This is a genomic window from Streptomyces sp. NPDC127119 (assembly GCF_042677425.1).
Classification (GTDB): Bacteria; Actinomycetota; Actinomycetes; order Streptomycetales; family Streptomycetaceae; genus Streptomyces.
Window position 1 is genome coordinate 266,377 of the sequence record NZ_JBHXTO010000001.1, and the last position, 16,672, is coordinate 283,048.

Annotated in this window: 13 protein-coding genes; 10 read left to right on the forward strand and 3 right to left on the reverse strand. The window is 70.1% G+C overall.

The features are described 5' to 3' along the window. The 6 genes from asnB to ACFVH5_RS00940 all read left to right on the forward strand — a co-directional run bounded on the left by asnB (nt 1) and on the right by ACFVH5_RS00940 (nt 5,849). Nucleotides 1-1,785, forward strand: a complete 1,785-nt coding sequence (asnB, locus tag ACFVH5_RS00915; RefSeq protein WP_385830988.1) for an asparagine synthase (glutamine-hydrolyzing) — start codon at nt 1-3, stop codon at nt 1,783-1,785. Between the two features lie 112 nt (nt 1,786-1,897). After that, the gene (locus ACFVH5_RS00920) at nt 1,898-2,698 is read left to right on the forward strand and encodes a phytanoyl-CoA dioxygenase family protein (protein ID WP_385830989.1); all 801 of its coding nucleotides are present in this window, start codon (nt 1,898-1,900) and stop codon (nt 2,696-2,698) included. Next, nucleotides 2,695-4,212, forward strand: a complete 1,518-nt coding sequence (locus ACFVH5_RS00925) for an AMP-binding protein (RefSeq protein ID WP_385830990.1) — start codon at nt 2,695-2,697, stop codon at nt 4,210-4,212. The genes ACFVH5_RS00920 and ACFVH5_RS00925 overlap by 4 nt, the downstream gene beginning before the upstream one ends. Nucleotides 4,213-4,510: 298 nt before the next feature. Then, nucleotides 4,511-4,678, forward strand: a complete 168-nt coding sequence (locus tag ACFVH5_RS00930) for a hypothetical protein (protein WP_385830992.1) — start codon at nt 4,511-4,513, stop codon at nt 4,676-4,678. Nucleotides 4,679-4,782: 104 nt separating this feature from the next. Further along, a complete protein-coding gene (locus tag ACFVH5_RS00935; protein ID WP_384798267.1) occupies nt 4,783-5,094 on the forward strand; it encodes a response regulator transcription factor in 312 nt (103 codons plus the stop codon). Between the two features lie 239 nt (nt 5,095-5,333). Then, the gene (locus ACFVH5_RS00940; RefSeq protein ID WP_385830993.1) at nt 5,334-5,849 is read left to right on the forward strand and encodes a hypothetical protein; all 516 of its coding nucleotides are present in this window, start codon (nt 5,334-5,336) and stop codon (nt 5,847-5,849) included. A gap of 67 nt (nt 5,850-5,916) precedes the next feature. On the opposite strand, the gene ACFVH5_RS00945 is transcribed toward ACFVH5_RS00940, so the two are convergent. From ACFVH5_RS00945 to ACFVH5_RS00955, 3 genes are all read right to left on the reverse strand, one after another. After that, nucleotides 5,917-6,933: a LuxR C-terminal-related transcriptional regulator gene (locus tag ACFVH5_RS00945; protein ID WP_385830994.1), complete on the reverse strand. Its 1,017-nt coding sequence runs from the start codon at nt 6,931-6,933 to the stop codon at nt 5,917-5,919. Nucleotides 6,934-7,242: 309 nt separating this feature from the next. Beyond that, on the reverse strand, nt 7,243-8,772 hold the full coding sequence (locus ACFVH5_RS00950) for a helix-turn-helix domain-containing protein (RefSeq protein WP_384798258.1): 1,530 nt from the start codon (nt 8,770-8,772) through the stop codon (nt 7,243-7,245). Nucleotides 8,773-8,835: 63 nt separating this feature from the next. Further along, a complete protein-coding gene (locus ACFVH5_RS00955; RefSeq protein ID WP_107022172.1) occupies nt 8,836-9,033 on the reverse strand; it encodes a DUF4236 domain-containing protein in 198 nt (65 codons plus the stop codon). A 327-nt stretch (nt 9,034-9,360) separates the two neighbouring features. On the opposite strand from ACFVH5_RS00955, the gene acnA reads away from it, so the two are divergent. The 4 genes from acnA to ACFVH5_RS00975 all read left to right on the forward strand — a co-directional run bounded on the left by acnA (nt 9,361) and on the right by ACFVH5_RS00975 (nt 16,534). Further along, nucleotides 9,361-12,075: an aconitate hydratase AcnA gene (gene acnA / locus ACFVH5_RS00960; RefSeq protein WP_107022185.1), complete on the forward strand. Its 2,715-nt coding sequence runs from the start codon at nt 9,361-9,363 to the stop codon at nt 12,073-12,075. Between the two features lie 299 nt (nt 12,076-12,374). Continuing rightward, nucleotides 12,375-13,091 carry a response regulator transcription factor gene (locus ACFVH5_RS00965; RefSeq protein ID WP_385830995.1) on the forward strand — a complete coding sequence of 239 codons (717 nt, stop codon included), beginning with the start codon at nt 12,375-12,377 and terminating at the stop codon, nt 13,089-13,091. Then, the gene (locus ACFVH5_RS00970) at nt 13,088-14,638 is read left to right on the forward strand and encodes a sensor histidine kinase (RefSeq protein WP_385830997.1); all 1,551 of its coding nucleotides are present in this window, start codon (nt 13,088-13,090) and stop codon (nt 14,636-14,638) included. Before ACFVH5_RS00965 ends, ACFVH5_RS00970 begins: the two co-directional genes overlap by 4 nt. A gap of 555 nt (nt 14,639-15,193) precedes the next feature. Next, nucleotides 15,194-16,534 carry a DUF3500 domain-containing protein gene (locus tag ACFVH5_RS00975; RefSeq protein ID WP_385830998.1) on the forward strand — a complete coding sequence of 447 codons (1,341 nt, stop codon included), beginning with the start codon at nt 15,194-15,196 and terminating at the stop codon, nt 16,532-16,534. Nucleotides 16,535-16,672 lie beyond the last annotated feature (138 nt).

The following is a 16,672-nucleotide window of genomic DNA, read 5'->3' on the forward strand; positions in this document are numbered from 1 at the left end:
ATGTGCGGCCTCTGCGGCACCTACGCGCCGGACGGCGGCCTCGACCGCACCGCCACGGCGACCATGCACTCCCGGCTCCTTCACCGAGGACCCGACGAGACCTACTCGCTGAGCACACCCGTGCTGACGGCGAAACTCGCCCGCCTCGGCATGACCGCGCTCAAGGACGGCTGGCAGCCCGCCGAGGACAGCGGCGGGCGGTTCGTCGCCGTCACGAACGGTGAGATCTACAACGCCGACGAACTGCGCGGCCGGCTCGGCGTGACGCACAGCCCCAACCGCGTCGACGTGGCGGTCGTCCCCGAACTGTTCGCACGGCACGGCCCCGCCGGACTCCGCCTGATCGACGGGCAGTTCGCCACCGCGATCCTCGACCGTGCCGACGACACCCTCCACCTGGCCAGGGACCGGTTCGGCATCAGTCCGCTCTACTACACCGAGTCCGAGGGGCAGCTGCACTTCTGCTCGGAACTGGGACCACTGGTCCGGTCGGTGCCGGGCACCTGGCGGCTGGACCTCGGCGCGGTCGACCAGTACCTCCAGCTCGGCAACATCGTCGCGCCCCGCACCCTGGTGCGTGACGTCCACGCCGTACCGCCCGGCAGCGTGGTCCGGTTCGGCGGTGGCCGCGCCCGGGAGACGGTCCGCTACTGGCGGTACGGCGAGTTCGCGACGGACGGGCCACCGGTGACCGCCGAGGAGATCCGGCACGGCGTCCGGCGGTCGGTGCGCGACCGGCTCGGCGGCGACGTCGAGATCGGGGCCTGCCTCAGCGGCGGGTTCGACTCCTCCACGCTGGTCATGGAGGCCGCCGCGGCCGTGGAGAAACCGCTGCGCACGTACTCGGTGGTGTTCGGCGACGCCCTGCTGGACGAACACCGCTTCCAGCGCGAGGTGGCCGCCGCCGCGGGCAGCGAACACCTGGAGATCACCTGCCGGGACAAGGACATCACCGCCGAGTTCGAGCAGATGGTCCGCCGCTGCTGCTATCCGCAGCGCGAGACGTACAACGTGGCGGCCCTCATGCTGTCGCGTGAGGTCCGGTCGAGCGGACTCAAGGGCGTGCTGTCGGGGGAGGGGGCCGACGAACTGTTCTTCGGCTACGACTCGTACGCGTTCGACGGGTACGGCCGCACACGGACTCCGAGCCGTGCGGAGAACGAGAGCGCGTGGGGGAGGGCCGACTTTTCCTGGGAGGTCGACTGGCGGCAGGTGGACCACCGGCGGTCGGACGCCCTGACCCCGGACGGCGTCGAGGCGCTCGACGGCCAGGAGTTCTGGCGGGACAGGCTCATCCCGTTCACCGACGGCGAGACCGCGAAACTCACCGCGATGCAGATGCGGTCGGTGGCCGACACCTCCGTCCAACTGGGAAGTCATCTGCTCGGCGACCACGGAGACGCGATGATGATGGCGAATTCCGTGGAAGGCCGCTATCCGTTTCTCGGAAATCCCGTGGTCGACCTCGCGCTGCGCACGGGCGACGGCGAGAAGGTCGCCGATTTCGAAGGCAAGGCCTGCCTCAAGGCGGCCTACGCCGGCATCGTCCCGGACACCGTGCTGCGGCGCGCGAAGCAGGGATTCACCGCGCACGGCCTGTCCGCGGTCGCCCCCGACCCCCTTATGGCCAGGTGGCGCGACCTGGTCGCGGCCAGCGGCGTGTTCCGTACGGACGCGCTCGAACGCATCGCGGCCCGCGGCGCCGAGGGCAAATGGGACACCCGGCTGAGTGTGATCAGCATCAGCATGGTGATCGACGAACTGGGACTGCGGAGCCCCGCGTAGCGATCTGCGTCCGCTCGACGATCCGCAGCCGGGTCCGGTCCGGGTCCGGGGCCATATCACCCCCCCCTCATGAATCAGGCAGAAAAGAATCAGGCAGAGAGGTCATCGCATCATGCTCACCGAAAGTCAGATAGCGGAATACAGGTCCGAGGGATTCCTGCTCCTCGAAGACGTCTTCAACGCCGGCGACATCGCCGCTCTGCGACGCGAGGTGGCCGATCTCTCCGCGACCGAGCACCCCGGGCGGATCTTCGAGGAGGACGGGACCACGGTGCGGGGCATCCACGGCTGCCACACCACGGGCCCGCTGTTCTCCAGGCTGGTGCGGCTGCCCGAACTGCTCCTGGCGGCGGAGCAGATCCTCGAGAGCAAGCTGCACGTGTTCCAGTTCAAGGTCAACGCCAAGAAGGCGCTGCGCGGCGAAGTGTGGCAGTGGCACCAGGACTACAGCGTCTGGGGACCCAAGGACGGCATGCCGGAGCCGCGGGCGGTCAACGTCGCGCTGCTGCTCGACGACGCGACCGAGCACAACGGCCCGCTCCTTGTCGTGCCCGGCTCGCACCGCAACGGCGCGATAGCCCCGTGGCGTCCCGAGCCGGGGGACACCTCCCAGTGGGAGGCCGACCTGTCGTCGAAGCTGAAGTTCGCGCTGGACGCCGAGCAGATGGCCAAGGTGACCGCGGAGTCGGAGATCCGCTCCGTCACCGGACGCGCCGGCAGCCTGTTGTTCTTCCACCCCTGCATCGCGCACGGCTCCGGCGCCAACATGTCGCCCGTCGACCGGACCATGGCGTTCGTCAGCTACAACAGCGTCGACAACGAACTGCGCGAAGTACCTCACCCGCGACCGGAGTTCGTGGCATCGCGCGACTACCGGCCGCTGGAGCTCGTGGACGGCGGTCTGTTCGCATGAGCGACCTCGATGTCTCACTGATCCGCACGCTGGTCGACTCCCTCGCCCGGCACCGCGACGCGGTGGCGGTCGTCGACGACGGCGTCACCCACACCTACGCCGAACTCGACGAGCTGTCGGCCGAGATCGCCGGCGGCCTCGCCGCACACGGCATCGGCCCCGGTGACGTCGTCGACGTCCACTCGACCCGCTCGTGGTCCCGCTGCGCCGCCGTACTGGGTGTGTGGCGCGTCGGAGCCGGCGTCCTGTCCATCGACCCGGCCATGCCGCCCGCCTGGACCGGCAGACTGGTGAACAGCGCCGACTGCTCCATGATCCTGCGGGCCGAGGAGTGCGCACCGGTCGACGCGGGCGTCCCGGAACACACCTTCCGCTCGATCCGCGGAACGCGACGGGACGAGGTCGCGACCGGACCGGTCTGCTACGTCATCCCCACCTCCGGATCCACCGGCGAACCCAAGGCCGTCGCGGTGCCACCGGTCGTCCTGGCGGAGCTCGGCGACTGGCACGTCCGGCGATGGAGCCACGACCGCCCCCCGAACACGCTGCACATGTCGTCCATCGGATTCGACATGGTGTACGAGGACACGGTGGCGACCTGGCTGGCCGGCGCGACCCTGATCGTGGTGAACGACCAGGACCGGCTGGACCCCTTCACGCTGGTCGACATCATTCGCGAGTACGACGTCGCCCGGCTCTTCCAGCCGGTGGTCGGACTGCACGGACTCGCCACCGCCGCCTGTGCCGAGGGCGGCGGGATCCCGAGCCTGCGGGAGATCTCGGTGGCGGGCGAACAGCTCGTCATCAACGAGGAGGTGCGGCGGTTCTGCGCCGACGGTGACCTGACCCTGGTGAACCAGTACGGGCCGAGCGAGACCCATGTGGTCACCCAGTACCGGCTGACGGGCGACGTCACCGACTGGCCCGACCGGCCGCCCATCGGAACCGCTGTCGTCGACGCGGAGCTGCTGTGCCTCGTGGACGGCCTGCTGCGCCCGTTCGTGGCCGGCGAGACGCGGGAGCTGGTCATCGCCGGGAACTGCGTCGGGATCGGGTACGCCGGCGACGACGCGCTCACCGCGAGGAAGTTCCGGGAGGTCGAACACCGGGACGGCCGGAGGCGCCGCTGCTACTTCAGCGGAGACCTGGTCACGTTCGACGGCACCGACTTCCACTTCGTCTCCCGGCTCGACGACCAGCTCAAGGTGAACGGCTACCGGGTCGAGCCGGGGGAGGTGGAGTCCGTGATCGCCAAGGTCGCCGGGGTCCGCCGGGCCGCGGTCGTCGGGGTCAAGGTCGCCGCGTCCACCCAGCTGGCGGCGTTCTACACCCGCGCGACCGGCGCGGAGGTCGACCGGGACGACCTGATCCGCGCGAGTGCGGCCGGGCTGCCCAAGTTCATGGTCCCCCGGCACTTCATCGAGCTGGAGGAGCTTCCGTCGACACGCAACGGGAAGATCGACCGGGCGAAGCTCCGGGAGACGTTCCAGGAGCCCTCGGTGAGCCGAGTCTGACGCGCCACCCCGTCCGGGCCGTCGTGAACGGACACCTGCCACGGCTGAAGGCGTCTCCCGGCACACCGAACACGTCGAGGGACGCCTTCAGCCTCCGCCTCCGTCCGTATTGCGCCTGCTCGTTCAGCTATGAGCGTTTCGTTCACCCCCCGCTTTGGTGTCAGAGAACTTGGTGAATGGTTCAGCCGGTGGTCTCCGGGACGGGTGCCCCCCATGCTGGAAGAGCAGAAGGGAAACGGCCGGACAACACCGGGCGGGACTTTTCCAGCATTCCTCACTCTGAATTCCGGGAGAAACCATGAAGTCTGTCCGCCTGTTCGTGGCCACTGTTCTTTTCGCGCTGACAGTCGGCACCGTCTCCGCCACGGCCGCCGCCACCGCTGCCGCCGACACCCCGAGCGCCGACGTCCGGGCGACGGCCTCGATCGAGCCCGACGACAGCGGCTGGGGTCGCGCTCCGCAGTGACCTGCGGGTACGTGCACAGCAGCCGGCCCGTGACGAGTTCCGGAGCCCATGCTCCGACAGGTACCGGAACGCGGGAATCAAACAGAGAAAGGGCGCTCGACTCCGTGAGCGATAAACTGCGGGAAGCTGTCCGCAAAGTCAGTGACCGGGAAAGAGAAGTGCTCGGACACATAGCGCGCGGAGCCACCTACGGCGAGATCGCCCGGCGCATGAACGTAAGTCCGCACACCGTCGACACCTACCTTCGCCGGATACGCGCGAAAACCGGGGCCCGGAATCGAATGCATCTGTTGCTGCTGGCGCTGTCGGTCGAGGGCTCCCTCATGAGCGCCATCGAGGACATGGGGCTCCTGGCGACGCCGAAGCTTCCCGACCGGCCCGATCTGCCCGACCTGCCCGACCGGGTTCAGGCCTGACCGGCGCTCAGGTGCGCCGCCGCGGGTGCCGGACGACACGTGAACACGTGACTGTCGGGACCGATCTCCGAGCGGCAGAATCCTCACCGCGGTCGCAGTGACCGCGACCTCGGTGACCGCGGTCGCAGTGGCGCCGGGACAGCACCTCCCCCTTTCCCTCCGTGTGTCCGTGCGCCGTGGCGCCCTGGCACACCTCATTCACCCAGCATCGCCCGGACCTGCGGCGAGATCGGAGAACCGTGCCCGGACAGCGAGCTCTGAGCCAGCCGATCCAGTCCTTCGTCGAGGAGCTGGCGCTGTGTGTGGCGGCCAACGGTGCCAAGGGGCCGGCCCTGCTGTGGCCCGAGGATCCGAAGACCTTGTCGGCCCTGCTGGAGCTGCCCCGCCCGGCCCGTCCGGAGCCGGGCGCCGAGTCCTCCGTGCCGGGCGGACCGGGCACGGAGGACCTGGCGGCCGAGCTGGGCCGCAGGCTGCAGCTGCGCGTGCGTCCCCTCTTCCGCTTCCTGTCGGCGGACTCTCCCGTCGTGGAGAGCGCGCCGAACGGCGCCGAGCGCACGGTCACGTTCCTGGAGGGGGCCTGCCGGTGCGTCCTGTCGCGTGTCGGTGAGGACCCGGCACCCGGCCCCTCGCACCCGCTGGGCATGCGGCTGCGTTCCGGCGGGACTCTCTTCGTGCCCCGGGACCACACCTACCGGCTGTCGGAGATCCACGCCCCGACCACCCTGCTCGAACTGCACCTGGAGGTGCCGGACTGACGGCGTACGTCCCCGGGGACTGCGCCCCCGGGGACTGCGCCCGGATCGGCCCCGGACGGCCGCCGGATCAGGTCGGAGCCGCGGCGGGCGCCGCGTCCGGCTCTCCGTCGTCGTTCAGCAGCCCCCGCGCGGACACCGCGACGCCGGCCTGGAAACGGCTCTCGGCGCCGAGGGCCTGCATCATGTCGGCGATGTGCTTGCGGGTGGTGCGCAGGGACATGCCGAGCCGCCGCGCGATCGTCTCGTCCTTCAGCCCTGTCGCCAGCAGCTGCAGGATGGTGCGGTCCAGGTCCTTGGCGACCGCCTCCAGGCCGTCGGTGACCGCGTCGGAGAACGGCTGGGACTGCGACCACACCTGCTCGAACAGCTCGTACAGGAAGTGCACGACCGACGGCTCCCGGACCACCACCGCGCCCAGCCGGTCGTTGCGGTTGGTCATGAACGCGAGTTCCCGGTCGAAGATGATCATCCGGCCGACGAGCTGATGGGCGGTCCGGTACTCACCGCCCAGTGCGCTCACCGTGGCCACGTACGCCTGGCTGGGGCTGTTGAAGCGGGCGGTGTGGTGGTAGACGGTCCGCATCCGCACCCCCCGGGCGAGCATCTGGCTGTCCCGCAGCAGGGCGTCCTGGAGCACCTCGGGCGGGCGGGTGCCGCCGGGCTGCACGGTGACCATGTCCTCGCGGCACTGCTCGGCCGCGCGGTTCAGCGCGGCCCGTACCTGGGTGAGCCCGGGTATGGTCTCCAGGTCCGTGGAGACACCGTGTCTGCCCTCCTGGTAGTCGGCCGCCAACTGGGCGAACTGGTCGCGGAAGACCCGCAGTTGCGTCTGCTGTTCGGCGATGGCCCGCTCCACCGGTGCGGTGGCCACCGCCGCGACGAGATGCGGGTCGACGGCCCAGAGCCGGTCGTCGCCCTCCTCGCCCCTGTGCACCAGGCCGATGCGGACGAGGTAGTCCACCGCTCCGCCCACCGCCGCCTCGTCGACACCCGTCTCCTCGGCCATCCGGGCCGGGTCTAACCGACCGTGCAGGGCCAGCCAGCGGTACACGGCCACTTCCTCGGCGCCGAGTGTGTCCCCCACAGCGAAAACGTTGTCATCGGTCTGCTGGTTCGCCATCAGTCCTCCGCTCCTGATACCCACATGAACACGTGCCGCATCCTCATCGCACTCAACGTCTCCCGGCTGCCGCGTAGGGGCCGACCGGTCGCCCGCACGGGCTGCGGATCGCCTCGAACGGGACGGGCGACCGCGGAAGCAGGCTCATGGCTGGGAATCTAGTGGCTGGCGGACGCCTGGTCGATCAGGCCTTGTACGACGGCGAGTTGAGGATTTGCCCCGCCCTCTCCTGACCGGCTGGTCAGGAGAGGGCGGGGCGGCACCGTGCGTCGGTCAGATGTCGCGGAAGATCTCGATCTGCGCTCCCACCGAGTTGAGGCGTTCCGCCAGATCCTCGTAGCCGCGGTTGATGACGTACACGTTCCGCAGGACGGACGTGCCCTCCGCCGCCATCATCGCGAGGAGGACCACCACCGCGGGGCGCAGCGCCGGCGGGCACATCATCTCCGCGGCGCGCCAGCGTGTGGGGCCCTCGACCAGGACGCGGTGCGGGTCGAGGAGCTGGAGGCGGCCACCGAGGCGGTTCAGGTCCGTGAGGTAGATCGCGCGGTTGTCGTAGACCCAGTCGTGGATCAGGGTCTGGCCCTGCGCGGAGGCCGCGATCGCCGCGAAGAACGGGACGTTGTCGATGTTCAGACCCGGGAAGGGCATGGGGTGGATCTTGTCGATCGGCGCTTCGAGCTTCGAGGGGCGCACGGTGAGGTCCACCAGACGCGTACGGCCGTTGTCGGCGAAGTACTCCGCCGTGCGGTCGTGGTCGAGGCCCATCTCCTCCAGGACCGCCAGCTCGATCTCCAGGAACTCGATCGGCACCCGGCGCACGGTCAGCTCGGACTCCGTGACGACCGCGGCGGTCAGCAGGCTCATCGCCTCGACCGGGTCCTCGGACGGCGAGTAGTCCACGTCCACGTCGATGTTCGGCACGCCGTGCACGGTGAGCGTGGTGCTGCCGATGCCCTCCACCCGGACGCCCAGCGACTCCAGGAAGAAGCACAGGTCCTGGACCATGTAGTTGGAGGACGCGTTGCGGATGACGGTCGTGCCGTCGTGGCGGGCGGCGGCCAGCAGCGCGTTCTCCGTCACCGTGTCGCCGCGCTCGGTCAGCACGATGGGACGGCCCGGGGTCACCTTGCGGTCCACCCGCGCGTGGTACATGCCCTCGGTGGCCGCGATGTCCAGGCCGAACCGGCGCAGCGCGATCATGTGCGGCTCGATGGTGCGCGTACCGAGGTCGCAGCCGCCCGCGTACGGCAGCTTGAAGCCGTCCATGCGGTGCAGCAGCGGCCCGAGGAACATGATGATCGAGCGGGTGCGGCGGGCCGCCGTCTCGTCGATGGACGCCATGTCCAGCTCGGCCGGGGGCACGATCTCCAGGTCCACGCCACCGTTGATCCACCGGGTGCGTACGCCGATGGAGCCCAGTACCTCCAGAAGGCGGTACACCTCCTCGATGCGCGCGACGCGGCGCAGCACCGTGCGGCCCTTGTTCAGGAGCGTCGCACAGAGCAGCGCCACGCACGCGTTCTTGCTGGTCTTGACGTCGATCGAGCCGGAGAGCCGACGTCCGCCGACCACACGGAGATGCATCGGGCCGGCATAGCCGAGCGAGACGATCTCGCTGTCCAGCGCTTCACCGATTCGGGCGATCATCTCAAGGCTGATGTTTTGATTGCCGCGCTCGATACGGTTCACCGCGCTCTGGCTGGTGCTGAGCGCCTCGGCCAGCTGCGTCTGTGTCCAGCCCCGATGCTGACGGGCGTCACGGATGAGCTTGCCGATGCGTACGAGGTAGTCGTCTGCCATGACGGCAGGCTATCTCACATATGAGATGCCGCATCCGGAGGGGTCCGATGGGGTGACGGTGCCTCAGTGACGCTTGGCGCGGGTGGTGCGACGCCACCCGAAGGGGCCGGGGAGGTCCATCGAGGTCGTCCGGCGCCCCGTGCTGCTGTGCGTGTGCTTGGGGCCGTTCTTGCCGCCGGTGGTGACGGACCACGACTTCTTGTTGATGTTCAGCCGTACTCCGGGCAGGATCCGGAAGCTCTTGCGGAATGTGAGCGGCATGGGTGCCCCCTTCTCGTCGTCCGCCTCCGGGTACCCCGAATGCCGGTCGGTACGCCGAACGCCCTTGCGGCCGGGCCGGGTTCGCGCCCGCCCTGCCGGACCGGCCGGGCGTCACTGAATCCCTTGGGAGGGGGCACACGCCCTCCGGGCATGACCGTCCCGCGGTCATGTACTAGAGTTATCTCGACATCGAGATATCTGCCGAGGCGTGCCGCAGCCGCCCGAGACCGGTAAGGGTTACCTAACTTAGCCTGACCTTAGCGGATCGGCCAAGAGGGCGTGGCGGCAGGATGCGGTGGTACGCGCACATGAATGAAGGAGACTGTCGTGTCGGCGAACAGCTTCGACGCCCGTAGCACGCTCAGCGTGGGCGACGAGTCCTACGAGATCTTCCGGCTGGACAAGGTGGAAGGCTCGGCCCGCCTTCCGTACAGCCTCAAGGTCCTGCTGGAGAACCTGCTCCGTACCGAGGACGGCGCGAACATCACCGCCGACCACATCCGTGCTCTCGGCGGGTGGGACTCGCAGGCCCAGCCCAGCCAGGAGATCCAGTTCACGCCGGCCCGCGTGATCATGCAGGACTTCACCGGCGTGCCCTGCGTCGTGGACCTCGCCACCATGCGCGAGGCCGTGAAGGAGCTCGGCGGCGACCCGGCGAAGATCAACCCGCTGGCCCCGGCCGAGCTGGTCATCGACCACTCCGTCATCGCCGACAAGTTCGGCACCCACGACGCGTTCGCCCAGAACGTCGAGCTGGAGTACGGCCGCAACAAGGAGCGCTACCAGTTCCTGCGCTGGGGCCAGACCGCCTTCGACGAGTTCAAGGTCGTCCCGCCGGGCACCGGCATCGTCCACCAGGTCAACATCGAGCACCTGGCGCGTACGGTCATGGTCCGCAAGGGCCAGGCGTACCCCGACACGCTGGTCGGCACCGACTCCCACACCACCATGGTCAACGGCCTCGGTGTGCTCGGCTGGGGCGTCGGCGGCATCGAGGCCGAGGCCGCGATGCTCGGCCAGCCGGTCTCCATGCTCATCCCGCGCGTCGTCGGCTTCAAACTGACCGGTGAGCTCACGCCCGGCACCACCGCCACGGACCTCGTGCTCACGATCACCGAGATGCTGCGCAAGCACGGTGTCGTCGGCAAGTTCGTCGAGTTCTACGGCGAGGGTGTGGCGGCCACGAGCCTCGCCAACCGCGCCACCATCGGCAACATGTCGCCGGAGTTCGGCTCCACCGCCGCGATCTTCCCGATCGACGACGAGACGCTGAAGTACCTGCGCCTGACCGGCCGCGACGAGCAGCAGGTCGCGCTCGTCGAGGCGTACGCCAAGGAGCAGGGCCTCTGGCTCGACCCGGCCGCCGAGCCCGACTTCTCCGAGAAGCTGGAGCTGGACCTGGCGTCGGTCGTCCCGTCGATCGCCGGCCCGAAGCGCCCGCAGGACCGCATCGTCCTCGCGAACGCCTCGCAGAAGTTCGCGCAGGACGTCCGCAACTACGTCGAGGACGACGACGAGGCGGGCAAGGAGTCCTTCCCGGCCTCCGACGCCCCGGCCAGCAGCAACGGCGTACCGTCCCGCCCGACCACGGTCACGGCCGCGGACGGCTCGACGTACGAGATCGACCACGGCGCCGTCACCGTCGCCGCGATCACCTCCTGCACCAACACCTCGAACCCGTACGTCATGGTCGCCGCCGCGCTCGTCGCGAAGAAGGCCGTGGAGAAGGGCCTGACCCGCAAGCCCTGGGTCAAGACCACGCTCGCCCCGGGCTCCAAGGTCGTCACCGACTACTTCGACAAGGCGGGGCTCACCCCCTACCTCGACAAGATCGGCTTCAACCTCGTCGGCTACGGCTGCACCACCTGCATCGGCAACTCCGGCCCGCTGCCGGAGGAGGTCTCCAAGGCCGTCAACGAGCACGACCTCGCGGTCACCTCGGTCCTCTCCGGCAACCGCAACTTCGAGGGCCGGATCAACCCCGACGTCAAGATGAACTACCTGGCCTCCCCGCCGCTGGTCGTCGCGTACGCCATCGCGGGCTCCATGAAGGTGGACATCACCAAGGACGCGCTGGGCACCGACCAGGACGGCAAGCCGGTCTTCCTCGAAGACATCTGGCCGACCGAGGCCGAGGTCAACGACGTGGTGGCGAACACCATCGGCGAGGACATGTTCAACAAGTCCTACCAGGACGTCTTCGCGGGCGACGCCCAGTGGCAGGCCCTGTCCATCCCCACCGGCAACACCTTCGAGTGGGACGCGCAGTCCACCTACGTGCGCAAGCCCCCGTACTTCGAGGGCATGACGATGGAGACCACCCCGGTCTCCGACATCACCGGCGCGCGCGTGCTCGCCAAGCTGGGCGACTCGGTCACCACCGACCACATCTCCCCGGCCGGCGCCATCAAGGCCGACACCCCGGCCGGCAAGTACCTCACCGAGCACGGTGTGGAGCGTCGTGACTTCAACAGCTACGGCTCGCGCCGCGGCAACCACGAGGTCATGATCCGCGGCACGTTCGCCAACATCCGCCTGCGCAACCAGATCGCGCCGGGCACCGAGGGCGGCTACACCCGCGACTTCACCCAGGCGGACGGCCCGGTGTCGTTCATCTACGACGCCTCGCGCAACTACATCGAGCAGGGCACCCCGCTGGCCATCCTGGCCGGCAAGGAGTACGGCTCCGGCTCGTCCCGCGACTGGGCCGCCAAGGGCACCGCGCTCCTGGGCGTCAAGGCCGTCATCGCCGAGTCCTACGAGCGCATCCACCGCTCGAACCTCATCGGCATGGGTGTCATCCCGCTGCAGTACCCGGAGGGCCAGACCGCCGAGTCCCTGGGTCTGACCGGCGAGGAGGCCTTCTCCTTCACCGGCATCACCGAGCTGAACGAGGGCACCACCCCCCGTACGGTCAAGGTCACCACCGACACCGGTGTGGAGTTCGACGCGGTCGTCCGCATCGACACCCCCGGTGAGGCCGACTACTACCGCAACGGCGGCATCCTGCAGTACGTGCTGCGCAGCCTGATCGCCAAGTAGGCGCCCCGGCACGGCAGCCGGTACGACAGCCAGTACGGCATTCGAGGGCCGCACCCCCCGCAGGACGGGGGGTGCGGCCCTCCGCTCTTGCCCTCGCGCCGTCCCCCGCACCCCTCAAGGACTGCGCGGTTCCCCGCACCCCTGAAGGCTCGGCCGCGCCTTCGCCCCGCAAAGGGGCGCGGGGAACGGCGCGGCCGGCCACGGTGGACCCTTCAGAGGCCGCACCGGATGCGAGGACGCACGGCTCGGGCTCAGGTCCTGCACAGGGGGCTCCCAGGCGAAGGGGACAGGATCACCACATGTCTGGCACCCGAACCGAGCCCGTACGCGTGCTGATCGTCGACGACGAACCAGGTCTGACCGAACTGCTCTCCGTGGCCGTCACGGAAGCAGGCTGGCAGCCCTACCCGGCACCGGACGGCCGCTCCGCGCTGCGCGTGGCCCGCGCCCGCGCCCCGCACGCCGTCGTCCTCGACGGAATGCTCCCCGACCTGGACGGCATCCAGGTCCTGCGCCGACTGCGCCAGGAGAACCCGAAGCTGCCCGTCCTGATGCTCACCGCGCGCGACGCGCTGGAACACCGCATCGACGGCCTCGCCTCGGGCGCCGACGACTACGTGACGAAGCCCTTCTCCCTGGAGGAGGTCGTACTGCGGCTGCGCGCACTGCTGCGGCGCTCGGGCGCCGAGGACCGCAGGTCCGGCGGTTCCGTACGGGCCCTCGGAGACCTGGTGCTGACCGAGGAGACCCGTGAGGTGCACCGCGACGGTACGCGGATCCAGCTCACCGCCAAGGAGTTCGACCTGCTCAGCCTGCTGCTGAGCCACCCGCGCCAGGTGCTGAGCAAGACCCGGATCCTCGACCGGGTGTGGAGCAGCTGCTTCGACGGCGGAGGGAACCTCGTCGAGGTCTACATCTCCAGCCTCCGCCGCAAGATCGACAAGGGGCGGACACCGATGATCCACACTGTACGGGGTGTCGGGTACGCCATCAGACCGCCGGGGGACGGCAGATGAGGCCGCGCCTGCCGGAACGGCGTTCCCTGCGCACCTGTCTGCTGCTCTTCATCGGCGTCACCCTGGTCGTCGTCTGCGCGGCGATGGCGCTCACCACCGTCCTCGCCCAGCGCGCCTACCTGATCGGCAACCTCGACCAGCGCGTCACCGACGCCGCCGAACGCAGCCAGGGCGGACTGCAGCGCCGTACGGGCGACGACACGGACCTCGGCTTCCTGAACGAACGCGGACAGGCGGTCGGCACGCTGGCCGCCCGTTTCGCTGCCGATACCGATACCGATACCGCTGCCGACGGGACCGGACAGGTCATCGCGGCCCAAGTGGTCACGGACGACGGTACGCAGCAGACCCTCACCACCGCCCAGCGCGCCGCCCTGGACGGCATCGCCACCGACGGCTCCCTGCACACCCGCACGATCCCCGGCCTCGGCACCTACCGCGTGACCGCCATCGCGGGCGACGGCGTCCCCGTACTCACCGGGCTCCCGATGGACGACGTACAGGACATGATCGGCGGCCTCGTCCTGATCGAGGCCGCGGCGGGGGCACTCGGCCTGGCCGCCGCGGGCGTGGTCTGCGCCGTGGTGATACGCCGTCAGCTGCGGCCGCTGGGCAGGGTGGCCGCCACCGCCGTCGAGGTCTCGCGGGCCCCGCTGGGCCGGGGCGCGGTCACCGGCCTCACCCGGGTACGCGAACGGGACACCTACCCCGGCAGCGAGGCCGGGCAGGTCGGCGCCGCGCTCAACCGCATGATCGACCACGTGGAGTCCTCGCTCGCCGAACGCCAGCGCAGCGAGGAACGCATGCGGCGCTTCCTCGCCGACGCCAGCCATGAACTCCGTACACCCCTCGCGTCCATCGCCGGATACGCGGAACTGATGAACCGCGGCACCCAGCGGATCGAGCCCACGCTGGCCTGGCGGCGGGTCTCCGCCGAGTCGGCGCGCATGACGGGCCTCGTGGAGGACCTGCTGCTGCTCGCCCGACTCGACGAGGGGCGGCCGCTCCAGTCGTCCGAGGTCGACCTCGCGGCGCTGGTCGCCGAAGCGGTGTGGGACGCGCGGGCGGCGGGCGGCGGCCACGACTGGCAACTGGCGCTGCTCCTCGACACCCCCGCGCTCGTCCGCGGCGACGAGGCCCGCCTCCACCAGGTGGTGGCCAACCTGCTGGCCAACGCGCGGGTGCACACGCCCGCGGGTACGACGGTCGTCGCGTCGGTGGAGGCCACGGAGGCGCACTGCGTGATCCGTGTCCGCGACGACGGCCCCGGCATCCCGGCGCACCTGCTGCCCGCGGTCTTCGAACGCTTCACCCGGGGCGACGTGTCCCGTTCGCGGAACACCCCCGCCGACGGCGGCTCCGGCCTTGGCCTCGCCATCGTCGCGGCCATCGCGAGCGCCCACGGCGGCCACATAGACGTACAGAGTGCCCCGGGCCGCACGGAGTTCACGCTCACGCTGCCGCCGTCCCACGCGCTCGCGGAGGCACCCTCGGCGCCTCCTCCGACGGCACTGGCCACGAGCGACCCCCGCCCCGACCGCCACTGACCACCGAGCGTCCCGGACCCCACGGGCCGGAAGCCCCGCGCGACTCCCCGCGCCCCTCAAGGACGGGGCTGCGCCCCGGTCCGTAGGCCGGGAGTCGTGTGCGGGTGCGTTGTGGCCGGTCGCGCAGTTCCCCGCGCCCCTCAAGGACGGGGCTGCGCCCCGGTCCGCAGGCCGGGAGTCCTGTGCGGGCGCGTGGGGGTTGGTCGCGCAGTTCCCCGCGCCCCTTGAGGGCGGGGCTGCGCCCCGGTTCGCGGGTCGGGGGTCCTGTGCGGGTGCGTTGTGGCCGGTCGCGCAGTTCCCCGCGCCCCTCAAAGGCGGGGCTGCGCCCCGGCCTTTGTCTCCTCGGGGGCGGGGTCCGCGCCGTTTCCCGCGTTCCGGCCCTCGCCCCCTCAGGGGCGCGGGGAACTGCGCGGCCAGCCACAACGCACCCGCACCCGACCCAACAACCCCCTCCCACCACCCCCGCTTCAGCTGAGCCTCAGGTTGGCGAGCCACAGTCGTCCCACGCGGCCGTCCGCCAGGGACCGGTCCATGGCGTAGAGGGAGCCAGTTGCGATGACCGAGCCCGACACCGAGGGGCCCGCGGCGCAAGGGTCCGCGGCACAGACGGCACAGCCGTCACTGACAGGGCGTCAGGCCCACGCGAGCCGGCGCAACTTCATGCGCAAGGTCTTCTTCGCAAGCGGCGCCACCGCCGTCGCGACGATGGGCGGCGCCGGCGCCTGGGCCGCCCTCGCCGCGGACGAGTCCGACGCGACCGCCTCGACCGCCCCGAGCGGCGCTCCTACCGGCGCCCCCACCGGAGGTCCCGGCAACCAGTCCATCACCGAGGACTTCTTCGGCCTGACCACCGACGGCAAGAGGATCGACGACCTCTTCACGGTCCACTCCGAGGGCGTCACGACCGCCCCGGTGATCGCCGCGGCCAACGCCTTCCTGGCCGGGCTGAGCGCCACCCAGAGGTCGTCGACGCAGTTCACCGTGCACTCCACCGAGTGGCGACTGTGGAGCAACGTCGACGCGTACGACCGCCAGGGCGTCTCGATCGCCGACCTCTCCGACGAGCAACAGGCCCTCGGCAAGGCCCTGTTGAAGTCGGCGCTCAGTGCCGAGGGCCTGGAGACCACGGAGCGGATCCGCAGGATCAACCAGGCCGCGGGGGAGGCGATCGACAACACGAACTCCTTCAACGAGGAGGCCTTCTACTACACGGTGATGGGCACGCCGTCCGCCACCGAGCCCTGGGGCTTCCAGTTCGACGGGCACCACCTGGTCATCAACTACTTCGTGCTCGGCGGCCAGGTCGTCATGAGCCCGTGTTTCTGGGGCTCGGAGCCGACCGAGATGGAGATCGACGGCACGACGGTCTCCGTGTGCAAGGAGGAGGTGAGGGCGAGCCTCGCCTTCATCAACTCCCTCACCGCGGCCCAGCGCACGGTCGCGGTCGAGTCCACGACCAAGTCGAACGAGTCCATGAAGGCGGGCGCCTTCGCCGACAACGCCGTCCAGGAGTACACCGGCATCCGCGGCACGGCCCTCACCGGCGCCCAGAAGCTGAAGCTCCTCGGCATCGTCGAGGCTTTCACGGGCCGGGCCAAGGCCGATGTCGCCAGGGCCCGACTGGCCGAGGTGCGGGCCCACCTGAACGACACCCACGTCACCTGGTCGGGCGGCATCGCGGACGACTCCGCCTTCTACGTCCGGGTGCACAGCCCGGTCGTCTGGGTGGAGGTCGACTGCCAGGCCCCCGGCCCGCTCGCGGGTGCGTACGGCGCCTCGCAGGGCAGCGGCGCCACCCAGATGCACGTCCACTCCGTCATCCGCACCCCGAACGGCAACGACTACGGGAAGGAGCTTCTGCGACAGCACTACCTGACGTCCCCTCACCACCGCTGAGGGGACCCGGCGCCTTGGGCGTCCGAGAGTCACCCGTCATCGCCAGGGGGGCCCCCCGCCAGCGGCGCCCCGCACCCCGCAAGCGAGTACCAGATGATCAGCCCCGCCGACCAGGCGAACCGCACGGGGGGGGTGCGC

Coding starts and splice junctions, on each gene's coding strand:
- asnB (WP_385830988.1), top strand. CDS start 1: ATGTGCGGCCTCTGCGGCACCTACGCGCCGGACGGCGGCCTCGACCGC.
- ACFVH5_RS00920 (WP_385830989.1), top strand. CDS start 1,898: ATGCTCACCGAAAGTCAGATAGCGGAATACAGGTCCGAGGGATTCCTG.
- ACFVH5_RS00925 (WP_385830990.1), top strand. CDS start 2,695: ATGAGCGACCTCGATGTCTCACTGATCCGCACGCTGGTCGACTCCCTC.
- ACFVH5_RS00930 (WP_385830992.1), top strand. CDS start 4,511: ATGAAGTCTGTCCGCCTGTTCGTGGCCACTGTTCTTTTCGCGCTGACA.
- ACFVH5_RS00950 (WP_384798258.1), bottom strand. CDS start 8,772: ATGGCAGACGACTACCTCGTACGCATCGGCAAGCTCATCCGTGACGCC.
- ACFVH5_RS00955 (WP_107022172.1), bottom strand. CDS start 9,033: ATGCCGCTCACATTCCGCAAGAGCTTCCGGATCCTGCCCGGAGTACGG.
- ACFVH5_RS00965 (WP_385830995.1), top strand. CDS start 12,375: ATGTCTGGCACCCGAACCGAGCCCGTACGCGTGCTGATCGTCGACGAC.
- ACFVH5_RS00970 (WP_385830997.1), top strand. CDS start 13,088: ATGAGGCCGCGCCTGCCGGAACGGCGTTCCCTGCGCACCTGTCTGCTG.
- ACFVH5_RS00975 (WP_385830998.1), top strand. CDS start 15,194: ATGACCGAGCCCGACACCGAGGGGCCCGCGGCGCAAGGGTCCGCGGCA.